Annotated in this window: 12 protein-coding genes and 1 tRNA gene; 3 read left to right on the top strand and 10 right to left on the bottom strand. The window is 68.1% G+C overall.

Annotation, left to right across the window (positions count from 1 at the left end; genetic code table 11):
- The first annotated feature begins 31 nt into the window (after positions 1-31).
- Positions 32-832, top strand: coding sequence for a DNA-formamidopyrimidine glycosylase family protein (locus tag ACH4EW_RS14375; RefSeq protein ID WP_398255963.1), 801 nt, complete (start codon positions 32-34; stop codon positions 830-832).
- A gap of 36 nt (positions 833-868) precedes the next feature.
- Positions 869-1,633: an SDR family NAD(P)-dependent oxidoreductase gene (locus ACH4EW_RS14380; RefSeq protein ID WP_398255966.1), complete on the top strand. Its 765-nt coding sequence runs from the start codon at positions 869-871 to the stop codon at positions 1,631-1,633.
- On the opposite strand, the gene ACH4EW_RS14385 is transcribed toward ACH4EW_RS14380, so the two are convergent.
- The 9 genes from ACH4EW_RS14385 to ACH4EW_RS14425 form a co-directional block, all read right to left on the bottom strand.
- A complete protein-coding gene (locus ACH4EW_RS14385) occupies positions 1,581-1,940 on the bottom strand; it encodes a hypothetical protein (protein ID WP_398255969.1) in 360 nt (119 codons plus the stop codon). The genes ACH4EW_RS14380 and ACH4EW_RS14385 overlap by 53 nt on opposite strands.
- Positions 1,941-2,384: 444 nt before the next feature.
- Positions 2,385-2,768, bottom strand: coding sequence for a helix-turn-helix domain-containing protein (locus ACH4EW_RS14390; protein WP_018105285.1), 384 nt, complete (start codon positions 2,766-2,768; stop codon positions 2,385-2,387).
- A 109-nt stretch (positions 2,769-2,877) separates the two neighbouring features.
- Complete coding sequence (locus ACH4EW_RS14395; RefSeq protein WP_398255972.1) at positions 2,878-3,387, bottom strand: CinA family protein; 510 nt, start codon at positions 3,385-3,387, stop codon at positions 2,878-2,880.
- Positions 3,384-4,190 (bottom strand): CDP-diacylglycerol--glycerol-3-phosphate 3-phosphatidyltransferase, encoded by an 807-nt coding sequence (gene pgsA, locus ACH4EW_RS14400; RefSeq protein WP_398255975.1) that lies wholly within the window; start codon positions 4,188-4,190, stop codon positions 3,384-3,386. Before pgsA ends, ACH4EW_RS14395 begins: the two co-directional genes overlap by 4 nt.
- Positions 4,187-5,662: a 30S ribosomal protein S12 methylthiotransferase RimO gene (gene rimO / locus ACH4EW_RS14405; RefSeq protein WP_398255978.1), complete on the bottom strand. Its 1,476-nt coding sequence runs from the start codon at positions 5,660-5,662 to the stop codon at positions 4,187-4,189. Before rimO ends, pgsA begins: the two co-directional genes overlap by 4 nt.
- A 146-nt stretch (positions 5,663-5,808) precedes the next feature.
- Entirely contained in the window at positions 5,809-6,609 is an 801-nt protein-coding gene (locus tag ACH4EW_RS14410; RefSeq protein WP_398255981.1) for a helix-turn-helix domain-containing protein, read from the bottom strand.
- 204 nt (positions 6,610-6,813) lie between these two features.
- Positions 6,814-9,612 carry a DNA translocase FtsK gene (locus ACH4EW_RS14415; protein ID WP_398255984.1) on the bottom strand — a complete coding sequence of 933 codons (2,799 nt, stop codon included), beginning with the start codon at positions 9,610-9,612 and terminating at the stop codon, positions 6,814-6,816.
- Between the two features lie 255 nt (positions 9,613-9,867).
- Positions 9,868-10,545 carry a two-component system response regulator gene (locus ACH4EW_RS14420; protein WP_398255987.1) on the bottom strand — a complete coding sequence of 226 codons (678 nt, stop codon included), beginning with the start codon at positions 10,543-10,545 and terminating at the stop codon, positions 9,868-9,870.
- Positions 10,546-10,789: 244 nt separating this feature from the next.
- On the bottom strand, positions 10,790-16,216 hold the full coding sequence (locus ACH4EW_RS14425; protein WP_398255990.1) for a HAMP domain-containing protein: 5,427 nt from the start codon (positions 16,214-16,216) through the stop codon (positions 10,790-10,792).
- A 414-nt stretch (positions 16,217-16,630) separates the two neighbouring features.
- On the opposite strand from ACH4EW_RS14425, the gene ACH4EW_RS14430 reads away from it, so the two are divergent.
- Positions 16,631-19,246: a SpoIIE family protein phosphatase gene (locus tag ACH4EW_RS14430; RefSeq protein WP_398255993.1), complete on the top strand. Its 2,616-nt coding sequence runs from the start codon at positions 16,631-16,633 to the stop codon at positions 19,244-19,246.
- 94 nt (positions 19,247-19,340) lie between these two features.
- Here ACH4EW_RS14430 and ACH4EW_RS14435 read toward each other — a convergent pair.
- A tRNA-Thr gene (locus ACH4EW_RS14435) sits at positions 19,341-19,413 on the bottom strand.
- Positions 19,414-19,667: the final 254 nt, after the last annotated feature.

Raw genomic sequence — 19,667 nt, forward strand, 5'->3', positions numbered from 1 at the left:
CACTCCCCACCCGACCCCGCATCATGGAGGCATGCCCGAAGGAGACACCGTCCTGCAGACCGCCAAGCGTCTGCACACCGCACTCGCCGACCGGGTCCTCACCCACTCCGACCTGCGCGTCCCCCGGCTCGCCACCGCCGACCTCACCGGCCGGATTGTTCTGGACGTCGCCTCGCGCGGCAAGCATCTCCTCACCCGTATCGAGGGCGGCCTGACCCTCCACAGCCATCTACGGATGGATGGCGCCTGGCGCGTCTATGCTCCGGGCGAGCGCTGGCGCGGCGGCCCCGCCCACCAGATCCGCGCCGTCCTCGCCAACGCGGAGCAGACAGCCGTCGGCTACCGGCTCCCCGTCCTCGAACTCCTCCGCAACCGGGACGAGGAAAAGGCGGTCGGCCATCTCGGCCCCGATCTACTGGGCCCCGACTGGAACCCCGAAACGGCTCTGCACAATCTGCTCAGCGCCCCCTTCCGCCCCCTGGGCGAGGCTCTCGTGGACCAGCACAACCTGGCCGGAATCGGCAATATCTACAAGGCTGAGCTCTGCTTCCTCGCACGTGCGACCCCCTGGCTCTCCATCGGCGACCTGGCCGCCCCCGCCGCCGCCCGTCTCGTCACCACGGCCAAACAACTTCTCGAAGCCAACCGCGAACGCCCCATGCGCACAACCACCGGCGCAGCGCCCCACGGATACGGCACGAACGAACGGCTCTGGGTCTACGGCAGGACCAACCGCCCCTGCCTGCACTGTGGCACGCCCATCCGCACGGCCGATCAGGACGCCCGCCCCACCTACTGGTGCCCGCGCTGTCAAACGGGCCCTACAAACTAGTTGACGACCCGTCAGATCTGGTCGTACCGTCCGGTCATGTCCCTGACCGCGTACGACCTCACGGGCCGCTCCGCTTTCATCACCGGCGCGGCGGGTGGCATCGGCCGCGCCGGCGCCATCCTGCTCGCAGCGGCGGGCGCCACCGTGCACTGCGCGGACCGCGACGAGAAGGGCCTGCTGAAGACCCGGGACCTGATTGCCGAAGCGGGTGGCACATCCCACATCCACACCCTCGATGTCACCGACCGCAGTCGGATCAGGGCCGCGGTGGCCACCGCGGGCGACATCGACATCCTGGCCGCCGTCGCCGGAATCATGCATACGAGCAGCGCCCTGGAGACCGCGGACGACGACCTCGATCGCGTCCTCTCAGTCAATTTCAAGGGCGTTCTGTACACCTGTCAGGAAGTGGCCCGCAGCTTGATCACGCGCGGCGCACCCGGCTCGCTGATCACCATGGCCTCGGGAGCGGTCGACGCCGCGAGCCCGGGGCTGCTCTGCTACAGCGCGGCCAAGGCGGCGGTCGTCCAGCTGACGAAGACCCTCGCGACCGAACTGGGGCCTCATTCCATCCGCGTCAACGCCGTCGCCCCGGGCTGGATCCGTACGCCCATGACCGCCCGCCACGACGCGGAACAGCAACACCGGGCGGAGGCCACGATGGCTCGTATCTCCCCGCTCGGCCGAGTCGGCGAGCCCGAGGACGTCGCCCACACCCTGCTCTATCTCGCATCCGATGCGTCGGCCTTCATGACCGGTCAGGTCCTCCGCCCGAACGGCGGCGTAGCCATGCCCTGGTAGTCCGCCAGGCCCGGCCACCACACCGCATCCCAACGGCGGACCACCGACTCACACACTGCATCCCGATGCCGGACCACCGATCCGCACACCGCATCCCAAGAGCAGACCACCGCCCCGCACCCGCCCCGCTCGCCCTGGTCGGCCCAGCGGTCGCGGCCACATGCACTGGCAGGAGGCTCAGCCCCCATCCACCCGCCGCCACCGCACCCTCGACAAGCCCCGCATGGGCCGGTTCCAGCACGAGCCGTAGCACGGCCCACCACCACACTCCGCCGAGAACGAGCGCCGGCACCCATCGCCGTACCATGGCTGCCTCCTCCGGCCGAACCTAGTCCGGCCCGCTCGCCCGGCGGGAGGGCGCACCGTTGCACCACCGGCGCGCAGTGCGCTGCCGCAAGCTGTTGTGCGCTCTCTGCCCGGGACGTCCGGGCTTGCTCCGGATCACGGCTCCACCTGCCCCTGAGGCGCTCAGGGGCACCCCATCGCAGGCCGCATCAGGCCCCATCGAAACACGTCAAGCAATGTCAAACCCTGTCGGGCCATCCCTGATCTTTCTGATCGACGCCTCTTGGACCGACCGGCAAATGGGGGGCGGCGTCGCAGGGCTGCGTCGGTCTTACTCGCAGTCTCGCCCAGACAGTCACGAGCCGCATCCAGAACGGACCACGCCCACCCGCCCCGCACCACGCAGAAGCCCCGGCCGCCCCCTGAGGGGCAGACCGGGACTCCGTTTCACACCGGACCGCGCGGGTCAGGCAGCGACGACATCCACCGCTTCCGCGGGCGCCTTGATGGTCACCCGCCCCGTCGGCACGCCTGCCACCGACGTCACGGAGACGGAATTGAGCATTGGGCGTACCGGCACAGGCACCGGATCGCTGGCTGCTGCCGACTCGGCCAGTTCGGCCAGCGACAGCTCATCACTCACTTCACGCATGAGCTCGGACATCCGTACGTCAAGCGCGTCGCAAATAGCGGAGAGCAGTTCGGAGGATGCCTCCTTCTGCCCCCGCTCCACCTCGGAGAGATAGCCGAGCGAGACTCGGGCGGACGAGGAGACTTCGCGCAGAGTACGGCCTTGGCGCTGGCGCTGCCGACGCAGCACGTCACCAAGCAGGCGACGGAGCAGAATCATCGGTGGCTCCCTCCTCGGACCGCGTAGCCGCATCCTTCACGCCCCACCGTACCGCCTTGCGCTGCGGCCGTGCGGGGAGCGATGTCGTGTTCACTCAGGGCTGCAAACATCAATTCCCCCCGTTCTGTTCCGTATCCTGTGCGCTTGCATTCTTGCCGAGTTCGACGGAGAGCAATGCCAGTACGCTCCGTACGCTCTCTCTACGGATGTCCGCACGCCCGCCGCTCAATCGCAGCGCGGTCACATTCTCCGCGCCTTCCGGCCCGGCCACCGCAACATAGACCGTGCCGACGGGCTTGCCGTCCTGCGGCTCGGGGCCCGCAACGCCGGTGGTGGCCATACCCCAGTCTGCCCCGAGAACGCGCCGCACACCTGTCGCCATCTGCCGCGCCACATCCGGGTCGACCGCACCGCGCTCCGCCAGGAGGACGCCGTCCACGCCCAGCAATTCCCGCTTCAGGGGCGTTGCGTACGCCGTCACGGACCCGCGGAAGGAGTTCGAGGCACCCGGTACGGCCGTCAGCTCCGCCGCAACCAGACCGCCGGTCAGCGACTCGGCGACGGCAAGCGTCTCACCGCGCTCCACGAGCAGTTCCAGCACCCGGGCCGCGGCAGTCACCGCTCGGCCTCCGCCGAACCACGGGCACCCGAGGCCCCGGAGACCGGCCCTGCACCCTCAGCAGCCCCGAACGCTCCAGACTCGGCAGCCCCGGACAGCGCAGCCGCTCCAGGCACCGCAGACACCCCGGAGTCCCCAGCAGCCTCCGCTGCCGCGGCCCGCTCGGCCGCGAGCCCCTTGCGCCGCAGCACGACGGCCTGGCGCACATAGTCGAGCCCGGTGACGACCGTCAGCACGACAGCCACCGCCATCACCCAGAAGCGCAGGGTGGCAAGTGGACCGGTCAGCGCCAGGACGTACATCCCGGCGGCCGTCCCCTGCGCCAGAGTCTTCATCTTCCCGCCGCGACTGGCCGGGATCACCGCATGTCGTATCACCCAGAACCGCATCAGCGTGATGCCGATCTCGCGGAAGAGGATCACGCCCGTGACCCACCACGGCAGATCGCCGAGATACGACAGACAGATCAGTGCCGCACCCATGATCGCCTTGTCCGCAATCGGGTCGGCGATCTTCCCGAAGTCGGTGACCAGGTTGTATGTGCGCGCGATATGACCGTCGAACAGGTCGGTGATCATGGCGATGGCGAATGCCGCCCAGGCGACCGACCGCCAGGCCGGGTCGTAGCCGCCGTTGTGCAGCAGCAGCATCACGAAGCCGGGCACCAGCGCCAGCCGCAGCATGGTGAGCAGGTTGGCGATGTTCCACAGGCTGGCCTGATTGACGGCCGCACTACCCAGCTTGCCGCCGCGGACCGGCTTCGTGCCGGAGCCGCCTGCCGCGGATGCCGGGACTCCCGTCATCTGGCCGCCTCCACGAGTTCGGAACACTCGGCCACCAGGTCCACTCCTTCGGTACCCACAACCTTTGCCTCGACCATACGGCCGGGCACCAGGCCGTCGCGTGCGGTGAAGAGCACCTGGCCGTCCGTTTCCGGGGCCTGGTGCGCCGCGCGTCCCACCGCACCGTCCTCTTCGTCCACGGACTCGACCAGCACCTGCAGGGACTCCCCCAGGCGCTCCTCGGCACGCTGCGAGGTCAGTTCCTCGGCCAGTTGCGAGATGTGCGCGAGCCTCTCCGCGATGGTGTCGGCGTCCAGCTTGTTCTCGTAACCCACCGCCTCGGTGCCCTCCTCGTCGGAGTAGCCGAAGACGCCGATGGCGTCGAGCCTGGCGCCGGTGAGGAAGCGTTCCAGCTCCGCCAGGTCGGCCTCGGTCTCGCCGGGGAAGCCCACGATGAAGTTGGAGCGGGCACCGGCCTGCGGCGCCTTGCTGCGGATGGTGTCCAGAAGCTCCAGGAAGCGGTCGGTGTCACCGAAGCGGCGCATCGCCCGCAGCACACCGGGGGCCGAGTGCTGGAAGGACAGGTCGAAGTACGGGGCGACCTTCGGGGTCGAGGTCAGCACGTCGATGAGGCCCGGCCGCATCTCCGCCGGCTGCAGATAGCTGACCCGGATGCGCTCGATCCCCTCGACGTCGGCGAGCTCAGGCAGCAGCGTCTCCAGCAGCCGGATGTCGCCGAGGTCCTTGCCGTACGAGGTGTTGTTCTCGGAGACCAGCATGACCTCCTTCACCCCCTGCTCGGCCAGCCAGCGGGTCTCCCCCAGCACGTCCGACGGGCGGCGCGAGATGAAGGAGCCGCGGAAGGACGGGATGGCACAGAAGGAGCAGCGGCGGTCGCAGCCGGAGGCGAGCTTCACCGAGGCGACGGGGCTGGTACCCAGCCGACGGCGCAGGGGCGCCCGCGGCCCGGAGACCGGAGCGACTCCGTCGGGAAGGTCCTCGGGGGCGGGGGCCGGTGCGGCCTCCTGTGCGTGCCCCGGCAGGGCCACGGCGGCGTCCTGCCGCTCGGCCGGGCTGATCGGCAGGAGCTTGCGGCGGTCGCGCGGGGTATGCGAGGCGTGGATGCCGCCGTTGAGGATGGTCTGGAGGCGGTCGGAGATGTCTGCGTAGTCGTCGAATCCGAGCACGCCGTCCGCCTCGGGCAGGGCCTCGGCCAGGTCCTTGCCGTAGCGCTCGGCCATGCAGCCGACCGCGACCACGGCCTGGGTCCTGCCGTGGTCCTTCAGATCATTGGCTTCGAGCAGGGCATCGACGGAGTCCTTCTTGGCGGCCTCGACGAATCCACAGGTGTTGACGACGGCGACATCCGCTTCGGAGGCATCCTCGACGAGCTCCCAGCCGTCCGCTGCCAAGCGGCCTGCGAGCTCCTCCGAGTCCACCTCGTTACGGGCGCAGCCAAGAGTGACAAGGGCGACGGTACGGCGTTCGGGCATGGGCTCAAGACTACTTTGTCCCGGCACTCGCCCTGCCGTGCAGGGTTCCACCCTCACACCGAGTGACAAAAGCGGCGAGCGCCCGGCAGGATTGCCTGGCGCTCGCCGTGCTGCTGATGCCGCTTGGGAAACCGTGCGTGTACGGGTCAGCCGACCGCCGGGTCGCCCTTCGTGTACGAGAGCCGCTCGACCTGGCCCGGCTGGAACTTGTCCTCGACCTTCTTACCGTTCACAAAGAGCTCGATGGACCCGGCGTCACCGAGGACGAGGTCGACCCGCTCCTGGTCCTGGAAGGTCTTGGACTGGCCCTGCAGCAGCAGACCGTCGAAGAGCAGCCGCCCGTTGTGGTCCTTGGCGGAGATCCAGCTCTTGCCCTGGCTGGCGCTGAGCTTCACCGTCACCTTGTCCCTGGGGGCCGCGGCGATGGCGCTGTCGGAGGGCGCCGGCTTGGGGTCGACGGGCTTGCCGGTCTTCGGCTTGGGGCTCTTCGTGTTGGGCGTCGAGCCCTCCGCGACCTGCGTGGTCGTGGGGCTGTCGTCGCCGCCCTTGAAGAAAGTGAAGCCGCCGAAACCGACGACGGCGACGATCGCGGCGACCATGGCCGCCGTCCAGTTGGGCCGACGCGGTTCGGAACGGATTCTCTCGGCCTCGAACAGCGGCGCCGCGGGCGTGGGTGCGGGACGGCCGCCGTGCTCGGCGTCGTACTGCGAAACCAGCGCTTCCGAATCGGCCCCGACGGCACGCGCCAAGGTACGGATATGGCCGCGCGCATACACGTCGCCGCCGCAACGGGAGAAGTCGTCCTCTTCGATCGCGTGCACGATGGGGATGCGCACCCGGGTGGACGAACTGATCTCTTCGACCGTGAGACCTGCGGCGATACGAGCCTGCTGAAGCACTCGACCGATCGAAGGCCGGTCGTCTTCGGGGAAGTTGCCGATGGACACGGGGGCGCCTTTCGAGCGTGAGCCACCTGCTGGGTGTTCAGTCTAGGGGGGGTGCAAAACGGTGGGGCAACCTGGAGGAAGGACTTTGTACGCCATCAGACTCGAACATCGTCCGATTCGCCGGGCCGCCCTGAGAAGGACAATCTTGCCGCCCCTCCCTTCAACTTGACGTACGACCCGACGAAAGGGTTGCACGTACTTCTCCTACGAAGCGGTTTCCCCGCGGATCAGCGCCAACACCCCGTCCAGCTCGTCCGGTTTCACCATGACATCGCGCGCCTTGGATCCCTCGCTCGGCCCAACGATGTTCCTCGACTCCATCAGGTCCATCAGCCGGCCGGCCTTGGCGAAGCCGACCCTCAGCTTGCGCTGAAGCATCGACGTGGACCCGAACTGGGTGGAGACGACCAGTTCGGCGGCCTGGCAGAGCAGATCCAGGTCGTCGCCGATGTCCTCGTCGATCTCCTTCTTCTTTGCGGTGCCGACCACCACGTCCTCGCGGAAGACCGGCGCCATCTGATCCTTGCAGTGCTGGACGACGGCCGCGACCTCGTCCTCGGTGACGAAGGCACCCTGCATACGGGTGGGCTTGTTGGCCCCCATCGGCAGGAACAGACCGTCACCCTTTCCGATGAGCTTCTCGGCGCCGGGCTGGTCGAGGATGACGCGGCTGTCGGCCAGCGAAGACGTCGCGAAGGCGAGCCGGGAGGGCACATTCGCCTTGATCAGACCGGTGACGACGTCGACCGAGGGCCGCTGGGTCGCAAGCACAAGGTGGATACCGGCGGCGCGGGCCAGCTGAGTGATACGGACGATGGCGTCCTCCACATCACGCGGAGCGACCATCATCAGGTCGGCCAGCTCGTCGACGATCACCAGCAGATACGGGTACGGCGAGAGTTCGCGCTCGCTGCCCTCCGGCGTCTTGACCTTGCCGTTGCGGACGGCCTGGTTGAAGTCGTCGATGTGCCGGTACCCGAATGCGGCAAGGTCGTCGTACCGGAGGTCCATCTCCCGCACGACCCATTGGAGAGCCTCGGCGGCGCGCTTGGGATTGGTGATGATCGGCGTAATCAGGTGCGGGATGCCCTCGTACGCGGTCAGCTCGACCCGCTTGGGGTCGACCAGCACCATCCGGACGTCGTCCGGCGTCGCCCGCACCATGACCGAGGTGATCAGACAGTTGATGCAGGACGACTTGCCGGAACCGGTCGCACCGGCCACCAGCACATGCGGCATCTTCGCCAGGTTGGCCATCACGTATCCGCCCTCGACGTCCTTGCCGAGAGCGACCAGCATCGGGTGATCGTCCTCGGCGGCGTCCGCGAGGCGCAGCACGTCGCCGAGGTTGACCATCTCCCGGTCGGTGTTGGGGATCTCGATGCCGACCGCCGACTTGCCGGGGATCGGGGAGATGATCCGGACATCGGGGCTGGCGACGGCGTACGCGATGTTCTTGGCGAGCGCGGTGATCCGCTCGACCTTCACCGCGGGGCCGAGCTCCACCTCGTACCGCGTGACCGTCGGCCCTCGGGTGAAGCCGGTGACTGCGGCGTCGACCTTGAACTCGGTGAAGACGTTCGTCAGGGACGCGACGATCGCGTCGTTGGCGGCGCTGCGGGTCTTGCCGGGCCCGCCGCGTTCCAGCAGGTCGAGCGAGGGCAGCGAGTACGTGATGTCGCCGGAGAGCTGCAGTTGTTCGGCGCGGGCGGGCAACGGCTGGGACTGCGACCGGTCGGGTACGGGCTTCGTCAGATCGGGTACGCCGCCCGAGGGCACCGCCCCCTTCTCCGGCTTTCCTCCCCCACCGGCGGGTTCGCCCTCCCTGGCGCCCCGCACCGGCGTGCCCGGACGATCGCGCTCGACGGAGACGCCCTGGGTGAGGTCGGCGACGACCGGCGAGGGCGGCATGCCGTTGAGTACGGCCCCGTCGAGCGCGGCGGCCGCGGCGGCGGCGACATCCACCGCGTCCATGGTGCGGTTCATCGCAGGCTGCACGGAGGGCCTGCGCGGCCTGGGGCGTTTGGAGAGCGCGTCGGCCTCGGCCTGGTCGGGGTCGTACTCCGCGGGCGCTTCGAAGCGGCGTGCGGAGGAGCGGCGGGAGCGGGTCGGCAGCGCCTCGCGCCACTGCTCGTCGTAGCGCTCGTCGTCGTTCTCCTCGTCCGCGTCGGGGTCGTACACCGGGTCGAGGATGCCCAGCTTGGTGCCGAGCAGGCGGAGCCGTTGCGGAATGGCGTTCACCGGGGTGGCGGTGACGACCAGCAGTCCGAAGACGGTGAGCAGCAACAGCAGCGGTACGGCCAGGACCTCGCCCATCGTGTAGACCAGCGGTTTGGAGGCCGCCCAGCCGATGAGCCCGCCCGCGTCCTGCATCGCCGTGGTGCCGTCCCCCCGGCCGGGCGATCCGCACGCGATGTGGACCTGTCCGAGCACCCCGATGACCAGGGCCGAGAGCCCGATGACGATGCGGCCGTTGGCCTCGGGCTTCTCCGGGTAGAGGATCAGCCGTACGGCGATGGCGCCGAGCAGTATCGGCACGAGCAGATCGAGCCGGCCGAAGGCTCCGGTGACGAGCATCTCGACGAGGTCGCCGACGGGCCCGCGCAGATTCGACCAGGTGCCCGCGGCGACGACCAGCGCGAGACCGAGCAGCAGCAGCGCGATGCCGTCCTTGCGGTGCGCGGGATCGAGCCCCTTGGCACCGCGCCCTATGCCGCGGAACATCGCGCCGACGGCGTGGGCCGCACCGAGCCAGACGGCGCGCACCAGGCGGTACACACCGCTGGTGGGCGAAGGTGCTGGTTTGGGCGCGGCCGACTTCTTGGCCACCGCCTTCTTGGCAGGTGTCTTCTTCGCGGGCGCGGTCTTCCTCGCAGGCGCGGTCTTCTTCGCGGCGGTCTTCTTGGCGGGCGCGGCTTTCTTGGCCGGTCCCGCGGTACGGCCGACGCGCTTGGCGGTGCCCGCCGTGCCCTGGGAACCCTTGCCGGACGTACGTGAGGCCATGGTGCCGAGGTTACCGGTGTCGGCGGCAGTGAACACGCGTGCCTGCCGCTTCACCCGACCGTGTCGCTGTACAGAGGCGGGAAACTGACGATTCCTCACATAGGCGGCCGCACCGCTGGATGTCTCTGCCGCCGAACCGCCGAACGGCCGAGACGGCCGGGCAGTTGGGCCGAGCGTCCGGACAACCGCCCGTTCCTCGACCAGAGGTCGTGCCGCCGGACCGCTCCCGCCATGGAGCCGCGGGGAGCTACGGCGCTACGAGGGAAGGGCGGCTGCGCCGCTTCCGGTGCCGGGCTCCAGCGCGTCGAGTGCCCGGCGCAGGCCAGTCAGCTTGCGTTCCAGATGGGCGGCGGTGGCCACAGCCGCGGCGTCCGCCGACTCGTCGTCAAGCTGCTTGGAGAGCGCTTCGGCCTGCTCCTCGACGGCCGCGAGCCGCGCAGAGAGCTCGGCCAGCAGCCCTGCGGGCTCCCGCTCATGGCCCGCGCAGCCGTTGGCATCGCCCTCCAGCTGGAGCCGCAGCAGCGCCGCCTGCTCTCGCAGCTTGCAGTTCTTCATGTAGAGCTCGACGAAGACCGAGACCTTGGCCCGCAGCACCCACGGGTCGAACGGCTTCGAGATGTAGTCCACCGCGCCCGCCGCGTAACCCCTGAAGGTGTGATGCGGACCGTGATTGATCGCGGTGAGGAAGATGATCGGGATGTCCCGGGTCCGTTCCCGCCGCTTGACGTGCGCGGCGGTCTCGAAACCGTCCATGCCCGGCATCTGGACGTCCAGCAGAATGACCGCAAAGTCGTCCGTGAGCAGCGCTTTGAGCGCTTCCTCCCCTGACGATGCCCGCACCAGTGTCTGATCGAGCGCAGAGAGGATGGCCTCCAGCGCCAGCAGATTCTCCGGCCGGTCATCGACCAGGAGGATCTTGGCCTTCTGCACCATGGCCCGTCCTCCTCGCCCCGGAATTGCACCGGGCGCCGCCCCGGGGGACGACTCCCTTACGCCGTCCGTCCTCGTGCCGGTCATGGTAGCCGCACCCCGCCCGCCACCACACCCTGTCACCGCGATGTCACTGTGCACACAACGGAAACGCGGTGGGGGAGCAGAAGGTTCCCCGTACAGCGCCTTCTCACACCCCTGCGAGCACAGTCGATCACCAACTCATCGCAACTCTCTCAATTAATGATCACTCTGCACGCATCCACTGTTCCATAACAGAAAGAAGATAATCGGGATCGACAGGCTTGGTGACATAGTCGGAAGCGCCGGATTCGATCGCCTTCTCCCGGTCACCCTTCATGGCCTTCGCGGTCAGCGCGACGATCGGCAGGTCGGCGAACTGCGGCATCCTGCGGATCGCCGCCGTCGTGGCATAGCCGTCCATCTCCGGCATCATGATGTCCATCAGTACGACCGTCACATCATCGTGCTGCTCCAGGACTTCGATGCCCACACGTCCGTTCTCCGCGTACAGCACCGAGAGACCGTGCTGCTCGAGCACGCTGGTGAGCGCGAAGACGTTACGGATGTCGTCGTCGACGATCAGCACCTTTTCGCCGTGGAACGGGAACGTCCTGCGGACCTCCGGGTCCTCCTGCCCGGCGAGCGTCCACGGCTCCTGCGAAGCAGCCGAGGCGGGCGCGCGGGACGGCAGCGCGGGCCGCCGCTCCACGCTCCCCAGGGCCTTGCGGCGACGCTGCACCGGCCCGGCGGCACCCGCCGAATCCCGCACGGTGGCCGTCGAGTCGGCGCCCGGACCGGCCTCCGGGAACAGACCTTCCTCTGCGGCACCGTGCGCCTCGATGGGCCCAGCACCGATCTGCGGATGGCCCTGCGGCTGCAACTCGCTCGGGTGCAGCGGCAGATAGAGCGTGAACGTCGAGCCGCGGCCCGGCTCGCTCGCCGCGTGGATCTCGCCGCCCAGCAGCCGTGCGATCTCCCGGCTGATGGACAGGCCGAGCCCCGTACCGCCGTACTTGCGACTGGTCGTACCATCCGCCTGCTTGAACGCTTCGAAAATCACCAGCATCTTGCTGGACGCGATCCCGATGCCGGTGTCGGTGACCGAGAAGGCGATCAGATCGGCATCGGCGTCACGCAGCGAGCCGGCCTCCAGTAGCTGCTCACGGATGGCGTTCGGCACGTCCTCGTTGGCGTGCCGGATCACCAGCTCGACCGCCCCGCTGTCGGTGAACTTCACCGCGTTGGAAAGGAGATTGCGCAGCACCTGAAGCAGCCGCTGCTCGTCCGTGTGCAGCGTCGCGGGCAGATCCGGCGAGACCCGTACGGAGAAATCGAGCCCCTTCTCCGCGGTGAGCGGCCGGAATGTCGCCTCCACGTAGTCGACCAGCTGGACAAGTGCGATCCGGGTCGGGCTGACGTCCATCTTGCCCGCCTCGACCTTCGTCAGATCGAGGATGTCATTGATCAGCTGAAGCAGATCGGAACCGGCCCCATGGATCGTCTCGGCGAACTCCACCTGCTTCGGCGAGAGATTGCCCTCGGCGTTGTCCGCGAGCAACTTGGCCAGAATGAGCAGCGAGTTGAGCGGGGTACGCAACTCGTGCGACATATTCGCCAGGAACTCCGACTTGTAACGCATCGAGACCGCGAGCTGCTCGGCACGCTCCTCCAGGACCTGCCGGGCATCCTCGATCTCGGTGTTCTTGACCTCGATGTCGCGGTTCTGCTGGGCCAGCAGCTCGGCCTTCTCCTCCAGTTCGGCATTGGAGGCCTGAAGTGCCTTCTGCCGGTTCTCCAACTCCTGTGAACGGTCCCGCAACTGCACGGCCAGCTCCTGCGACTGCTCAAGGAGCTTCTCGGTCTTCGTATTGACGCTGATGGTGTTGACGCTCGTCGCGATCATCTCGGCGAGCTGGTTGAGGAAGTCCCGCTGGATATGAGTGAACGGCTGGAAGGAGGCCAGCTCGATCACACCGAGAACCTTCCCCTCGAAGAGCACCGGCAGCACGATCACATGCGCGGGCGGTGCCTCACCGAGCCCGGAGGAAATCTTCAGATAACCCGGCGGAACGTCGTCCACCTGGATGGTCCGTTTCTCCTCCGCCGCCGTGCCGATGAGCGACTCACCGGGCCGGAAGGATGTCGGCATCGATCCCGCCGAGTATCCGTAGCTGCCCCTCATGCGGAGTTCGTACGAGCTGTCCTTGTCGCTGTCCGATCCCACCGCGTCGGCGTCACCGGTCTGCATGGCGAGGAAGAACGCACCGTGCTGTGCGGAGACCACCGGGGTCAGCTCGCTCATGATCAGCGAGGCCACGTCGTCGAGATCGCGCCGCCCCTGCATCAGACCGGAGATCCGGGCGAGGTTGCCCTTGAGCCAGTCCTGTTCCTTGTTGGTGGCCGTGGTGTCACGCAGGTTGGCAATCATCGTGTTGATGTTGTCCTGCAGGGCCTGAATCTCGCCGGCCGCGTCCACATCGATCTTGAGGTTGAGATCGCCGCGGGTCACCGCGGTGGCGACGGCCGCGATGGCCCGCACCTGCCGGGTGAGGTTCCCGGCCATCTCGTTCACGGACTCGGTGAGGTCGCGCCATGTGCCGTCGACGTCCCGGACCCTGGCCTGGCCGCCCAACTGCCCCTCCGTGCCCACCTCGCGGGCGACCCGGGTCACCTGCTCGGCGAAGGAGGACAGCTGGTCGACCATCGTGTTGATGGTGTTCTTCAGCTCCTGGATCTCACCACGAGCATCGATGTCGATCTTCTTGGTGAGGTCGCCCTTGGCGATGGCCGTGGTGACCGTGGCGATCTGCCGCACCTGGCCCGTCAGATTGGACGCCATCGAGTTCACGGACTCGGTGAGGTCCTTCCACGTACCGGAGACCCCAGGAACGCGTGCCTGGCCACCCAGCTCACCTTCCGTGCCCACCTCGCGGGCGACCCGCGTCACCTCGTCGGCGAACGAGGACAGCGTCGTCACCATCGTGTTGACGGTGTCGGCGAGTTCGGCGATCTCGCCGCGTGCCTCGACGGTGACCTTCTTCGTCAGATCGCCGTTGGCGACCGCGGACGAGACCCGGGAAATGTTCCGCACCTGACTGGTCAGGTTGTTGGCCATCAGGTTGACGTTGTCGCTGAGGTCCTTCCAGATACCCGTCGCCCCGCGCACCCGGGCCTGCCCGCCGAGGATGCCCTCGGTCCCCACCTCGCGGGCGACCCGCGTCACCTCGTCGGCGAAGTTGAGCAACTGGTCGACCATGGTATTGACGGTCGTGACCAGTTCGAGGATCTCACCCTTGGCGTCGACCGTGATCTTCTTGGAGAGATCGCCCTTGGCAACCGCTGTGGTGACCTCGGCGATGTTACGGACCTGCAGAGTCAGGTTGTTGGCCATGCCGTTGACGGACTGGGTGAGGTCCTTCCACGTACCGGACACCCCCTGCACCTCGGCCTGGCCGCCGAGGATGCCTTCCGTGCCCACTTCACGGGCGACCCGCGTCACCTGCTCGGCGAAGTTCGAGAGCTGGTCCACCATCGTGTTGAGGGTGTTCTTCAGCTCCAGGATCTCGCCGCGCGCGTCCACATCGATCTTCTGCGACAGGTCGCCCCGCGCCACCGCCGTGGCGACCTGCGCGATGTTACGAACCTGAGCGGTCAGGTTCCCCGCCATACCGTTGACCGAATCGGTCAGATCACGCCACACACCGGCCACGCCAGGCACCTGCGCCTGACCGCCGAGCCGTCCGTCGGTGCCCACCTCGCGGGCGACCCGGGTCACCTGCTCGGCAAAAGCGGAGAGCTGGTCAACCATCGTGTTGATGGTGTTCTTCAGCTCCAGGATCTCGCCGCGCGCGTCCACATCGATCTTCTGCGACAGGTCGCCCCGCGCCACCGCCGTGGTCACCTGCGCGATCTGGCGCACCTGGGAGGTCAGGTTCCCCGCCATGAAGTTGACGGAGTCGGTCAGCTCCTTCCACGTACCGGAAACGCCGTCGACCCGCGCCTGGCCACCGAGGCGGCCCTCCGTGCCCACGTCACGCGCCATCCGCGTGACCTGGTCGGCGAAGGACGACAGCTGCGCCACCATCGTGTTGACAGTGTTCTTCAACTCCAGCATCTCGCCCGCGACATCGACGGTGACCTTCTGCGAGAGATCACCGTTGGCGACCGCGGTCGTCACCTGCGCGATGTCGCGCACCTGCCCCGTAAGGTTCCGGAACGCCGTGTTCACCGAGTCCGTGAGGTCCTTCCAGGTCCCCGCCGCACCCGGCACCTCGGCCTGCCCCCCCAGCCGGCCCTCGACGCCGACTTCCCGGGCGACCCGGGTCACTTCCGAACCGAAGGCCTGAAGCTGGTCCACCATCGTGTTGACGGTGTTCTTCAGCTCCAGCATCTCGCCGGCCACATCGACGGTGACCTTCTGCGTCATGTCGCCGCTGGCCACGGCCGTGGTCACCTGCGCGATGTCGCGCACCTGAGTCGTCAGGTTCCGGAAGACCGTGTTCACCGAGTCGGTGAGGTCCTTCCAGGTTCCCGCCGCCCCCGGCACCTGTGCCTGACCGCCGAGCAGCCCCTCGCCACCGACCTCGCTGGCCACCCGGGTCACTTCGTCGGCGAAGGTCCGCAGCGTCTCGGTCATCTGGTTGATGGTCTCGGCCAGTTGCGCGACCTCGCCGCGGGCGCTCACCGTGACCTTCTGGGACAGATCACCGTTGGCGACCGCGGTCGTCACCTCGGCGATCCCGCGCACCTGGGAGGTCAGGTTCCCTGCCATCGTGTTGACGGAGTCGGTGAGGTCCTTCCACACACCGGCCACACCGGGCACCGTCGCCTGACCTCCCAGCTCACCCTCCGTGCCCACCTCCCGTGCGACCCGGGTCACCTCGGAGGAGAACGACGACAGCTGGTCGACCATTGTGTTGACGGTGTTCTTGAGCTGGAGCATCTCGCCGGCCACATGGACGGTGACCTTCCGCGACAGATCGCCCTTGGCGACCGCCGTCGTCACGAGCGCGATGTCCCGCACCTGCGCGGTCAGCCGGTACGCCATGGTGTTCACGGAGTCCGTGAGGTCCTTCCACGACCCGGACATTCCGCGCACCTGGGCCTGTCCGCCCAGCTTGCCCTCAGTACCCACCTCGACCGCGACCCGCGTCACCTGCTCGGTGAACGCCGACAGCTGATCGACCAGGTTGTTGACCGTACGGGCGACCTTCAGGAACTCGCCGCGCAGCGGCCGTGCCGTCTCGTCGGCCGTGTGCGACCGCAGCTCCATCCGCTGTTCGAGATCACCGTCGGCCACTGCCGAAAGCACCCGTCCGACCTCTGAGACCGGACGTGCCAGATCGTCGACCAGCTCGTTGGAGGCGTCGATCGCGGCGGCCCAGGAGCCCTCGCAGGCGCCCGTCTCCAGCCGCTCGGTGAGCTTCCCCTCCCGTCCGACCACCCGCCGCACCCGGGCCAGCTCGCCGGTGAGATGGAGATTCCGGTCGGCGACTTCGTTGAAGACTGCCGCGATCTCCGCCACCACGCCGTCGCCCGAGACGGTCAGGCGCCTGCGGAAGTTCCCGTCGCGCATCGCCACCAGGCCCGCCAACAGTTTGTTGAGCACTGCCGCGTCGACTTCGACGGTTCCATTGCGCTGCTTCTTCACGGGATGTCCGCTTTGTGTGCGCGTGCCCGTTCCCCGCGCCGTCATGCCAGACTTCACCGTGATCCCTCCCGCAGGGGTTGACCGTCTCGTTTGGGCCGTATCTGGGAGCTTGCCCAGTTCCTCACCGACTCACCGCCACAGCCCACCGTCGACGGGTGACCATGCGGGCGTCAAATCGTTGAAACTTACCAGGCCCGAACCAATCGGGGCGCGGCCTCCAACGGTTGTCCCACATCACCCTGCTGGGAAATCCACACTTGTCCGGTCACATGCCGGTTCCTGGTCGTTCCTGCCCGAAGTCGGCCCTCGCGTACCCGGCACCGAGACCGAGCGTCTAGCCTGGCAGGCGAATCGAAGCGGCGAGAAACGGGCACAGGACTCGAGGAAGCGACGAGACACCATATGGGGAGTGCTGTGATCACCGCGCGCGCGGCTGCCACCTTCGACCCGGTCGGACGCTCCATCGCGACCGCCCGCGCCTTTGTCCGTGACACCCTCCAAGGATGGGGGTACACGGATGTCGTCGACGACGCCGTCGTCCTGACCAGCGAGCTCGTGACCAACGCGGTGGTGCACGCAGGCACCGCCGCGGATGTGCTGTGCCTGCGTACGGAGGACGGCGTCCGGATCGAGGTCTCCGACCACTATCCGGAACGCGAGATCCCGCTCCAGAGCACAGGGCTGGACTTCGGCAGCCCGGACCGTGAGAACGGCCGCGGGCTGCTGCTCTGCGCGGCACTCGCTTCCCGATGGGGCGTCGAGTATTCGCCCACCCACAAGCATGTCTGGTTCCAGCTCAATCTCCCTGAGCGCCCGGTAGGCATCCGCTCCGCCGGCCCCCTGCTCCCTGTCGGCCTGCTTCCGGTCGCCGACGAGCGCGTGCGCGTGGCCGTCGTCCAGACAGACAGCACCGGTTCCATCGTCGCGTGGAACGAGGACGCCGCGTTCCTTTTCGGGTATGCCGCGGACCAGGTCACCGGGAAGCAGCTCACCGACTTCACCGCCTGGCCGCAGACGCCCGGCACCAACACCGGCATCGTGGAAGCACTGCAGCTCTCGCGCTGGGAGGGAAGCTACGGAATCCGGGGTGCCGACGGCCGCAACATCCCCGTCTACGCCTCACATCTCCGAGTCCGCGACACGCACGGCGAACCGTCCACGGTCTGTCTGCTCGTCCGCGACTACGAACGCGCCGTGCTCCAGTCCCCGGTACGCACACCGGTCTCCGACGCGAACGCTGAAGGCCACAAGACGGACCCGTTCGAGATCTTCATCGGTTCCCCCGCCCCCGACGACCTCGATGGCCTGCTCCAACGCACCGTCGAACGGGCGCGCGACATGCTCGACGCCGATTCGGCCTTCCTGCTGCTGGCGACGGACGACGAAACGGAACTGGAGGTACGGGCCACGACCGGTCTACCCTTCGCCCGCCAGCGTTTCGCCCGGGTTCCGGTGGAGGCCGGTACCGGGCGTTACAGCTCCGCCCGGATGCCCGCCGTCCACGAAGACCTCGACAACGTGCCCGGCGCCGTCCCCCTGCTCGGCGGCACGGGGATGCGCTCGGTAGTAACCGTCCCGCTGAAGGTCGAGGGCCGCCTCACAGGTTCGCTGGGTGTCGCCGCGGAAGCAGCCGGCCGCTACTCCAACGAGGAGGCTCTGCGCCTGCAGTTCGCAGCGGACCGCATCGCGCTGGCCGTCGAATCGGCCCGCCTGGGCGAGCTGGAACGCCTGCGTCGCGGTTCCCTCTCCTTCCTCGTCGAGGCATCCGACCTGCTCGCCGGCACTCTCGACCGTGACCAGACCCTGGCGCTGATGGCCCAGATGACGGTCCCCACCCTCGCCACCTGGTGCGCCGTCTACACGATCGCGGACCAGTCCTCGGAGCCCTACCTCTCCTATGTGCTACACGAGGACGAGGAGCTCATTGACGGCCTCAAGGCCCTGCTTTCCAAGATCGCTCCCCCAGATCCTGTGCCGACCCCGGGCGCCCGTGTCTGGGCAGCCCCGTCCGAGGCCGCCCACCAGGCGGCTCTGCGCACCTCGATGCGGACGCTCGGCCTCGGCGAACCCGGCGGGCTGGGCTCCGGCATCCGTGCGACGCTCGCCACCGCGGCCGCGGTCGGCGGGGAGACGGTGGTCCTGCCACTGGTCGCCCGAAACCGTGTCATCGGCATGCTCACACTCGGGAAGCCCTCCGACGACCACTTCCGGCAGGAAATCCTTGAACTGGCCGAGGACCTCTCCCGCCGCGCCGCCCTCGCCCTCGACAACGCCCGCCTCTACTCGGAGCGCATGGCGATCAGCCAGTCCCTGCAGCGCAGCCTGCTGCCGCCGGGGCTGCCCGAGGTCCCCAATGTCGAGATCGAGGTCATCTACCGCGCGGCGGGCGAGGGCAATGAGGTCGGCGGCGACTTCTACGACGTCTTCCCGATCCGCGACGGCGCCTACGGCTTCGCCATCGGTGATGTCTGCGGTACGGGCCCGGAGGCCGCGGCCGTCACGGGCCTCGCCCGCCACGCGCTGCGCCTCCTCGCCCGCGAAGGCTTCGGCGGCCCGGCCGTTCTGGAACGCCTCAACGCCGCCATCCTGGACGAGGGCGCCCGCAGCCGCTTCCTGACCCTCTTGTACGGGGAACTGTGGCCCCAGGAGGACGGGAGCGCGCTCCTGAAGGTGGTCTGCGCGGGGCACCCGTTGCCGTTGCGCCTACGCCAGGACGGCTCGGTGGAGTCAGCAGCCGAACCTCAGCCCCTGCTGGGCGTCATCGAGGATCTCGAACTGTACGAGCAGACGGTAAGCCTCGCCCCGGGCGATGTCCTGCTGTGTGTGACCGACGGCGTCACGGAACGCCGTGAGGGCACCCGCATGCTCGGCGACGACGGTCTGGCGGACGTCCTGGCCACCTGTACCGGCTTCACGGCAGGCGCGGTGGCAGCGCGCATCCTGCGGGCGGTCGAACGCTTCGCCGCCGAGCCGGCCTCCGACGACATGGCCATCCTCGCCATGCGCGTCCCTGAACCGCCCACCACCTGACCGCGTTTCACCGGGGCCGGATCCTCTGTCAGATCGCCACCTCGGAACATGCGAAAGGCCCCCGCCTGGTGGCGGGGGCCTTTCGTCTTTCCTGAGCCCCAATGCGGAATCGAACCGCAGACCTTCTCCTTACCATGGAGACGCTCTACCGACTGAGCTATTGGGGCCTGCTGCGCTGTGGCAACGAGCTAAAGCATACCCTGAACTCAGGGATGTTCAAAACCACTGGCCCCAGATGGTTCTGACGAGCTCTCATCGTGAACCACCACCTCCCCTGGCTCACCACGAGGCAGGCCGGCCGGAAGTGGATGGGTCCTGAAAGCAGGAAAGCCCCGTGCCACAAGGGCACGGGGCTTTCCCGAAAAGGAGTTCGGCGGCGTCCTACTCTCCCACAGGGTCCCCCCTGCAGTACCATCGGCGC

The organism is Streptomyces sp. NPDC018000 (genome assembly GCF_044328025.1).
GTDB lineage: Bacteria > Actinomycetota > Actinomycetes > Streptomycetales > Streptomycetaceae > Streptomyces.

Bases quoted from the DNA above. Each gene is read 5' to 3' on its own strand.
- ACH4EW_RS14420 (WP_398255987.1), bottom strand. From the start codon at position 10,545: ATGGTGCAGAAGGCCAAGATCCTCCTGGTCGATGACCGGCCGGAGAAT.
- ACH4EW_RS14385 (WP_398255969.1), bottom strand. From the start codon at position 1,940: ATGGTACGGCGATGGGTGCCGGCGCTCGTTCTCGGCGGAGTGTGGTGG.
- rimO (WP_398255978.1), bottom strand. From the start codon at position 5,662: ATGCCCGAACGCCGTACCGTCGCCCTTGTCACTCTTGGCTGCGCCCGT.
- pgsA (WP_398255975.1), bottom strand. From the start codon at position 4,190: ATGACGGGAGTCCCGGCATCCGCGGCAGGCGGCTCCGGCACGAAGCCG.
- ACH4EW_RS14390 (WP_018105285.1), bottom strand. From the start codon at position 2,768: ATGATTCTGCTCCGTCGCCTGCTTGGTGACGTGCTGCGTCGGCAGCGC.
- ACH4EW_RS14375 (WP_398255963.1), top strand. From the start codon at position 32: ATGCCCGAAGGAGACACCGTCCTGCAGACCGCCAAGCGTCTGCACACC.
- ACH4EW_RS14415 (WP_398255984.1), bottom strand. From the start codon at position 9,612: ATGGCCTCACGTACGTCCGGCAAGGGTTCCCAGGGCACGGCGGGCACC.
- ACH4EW_RS14380 (WP_398255966.1), top strand. From the start codon at position 869: ATGTCCCTGACCGCGTACGACCTCACGGGCCGCTCCGCTTTCATCACC.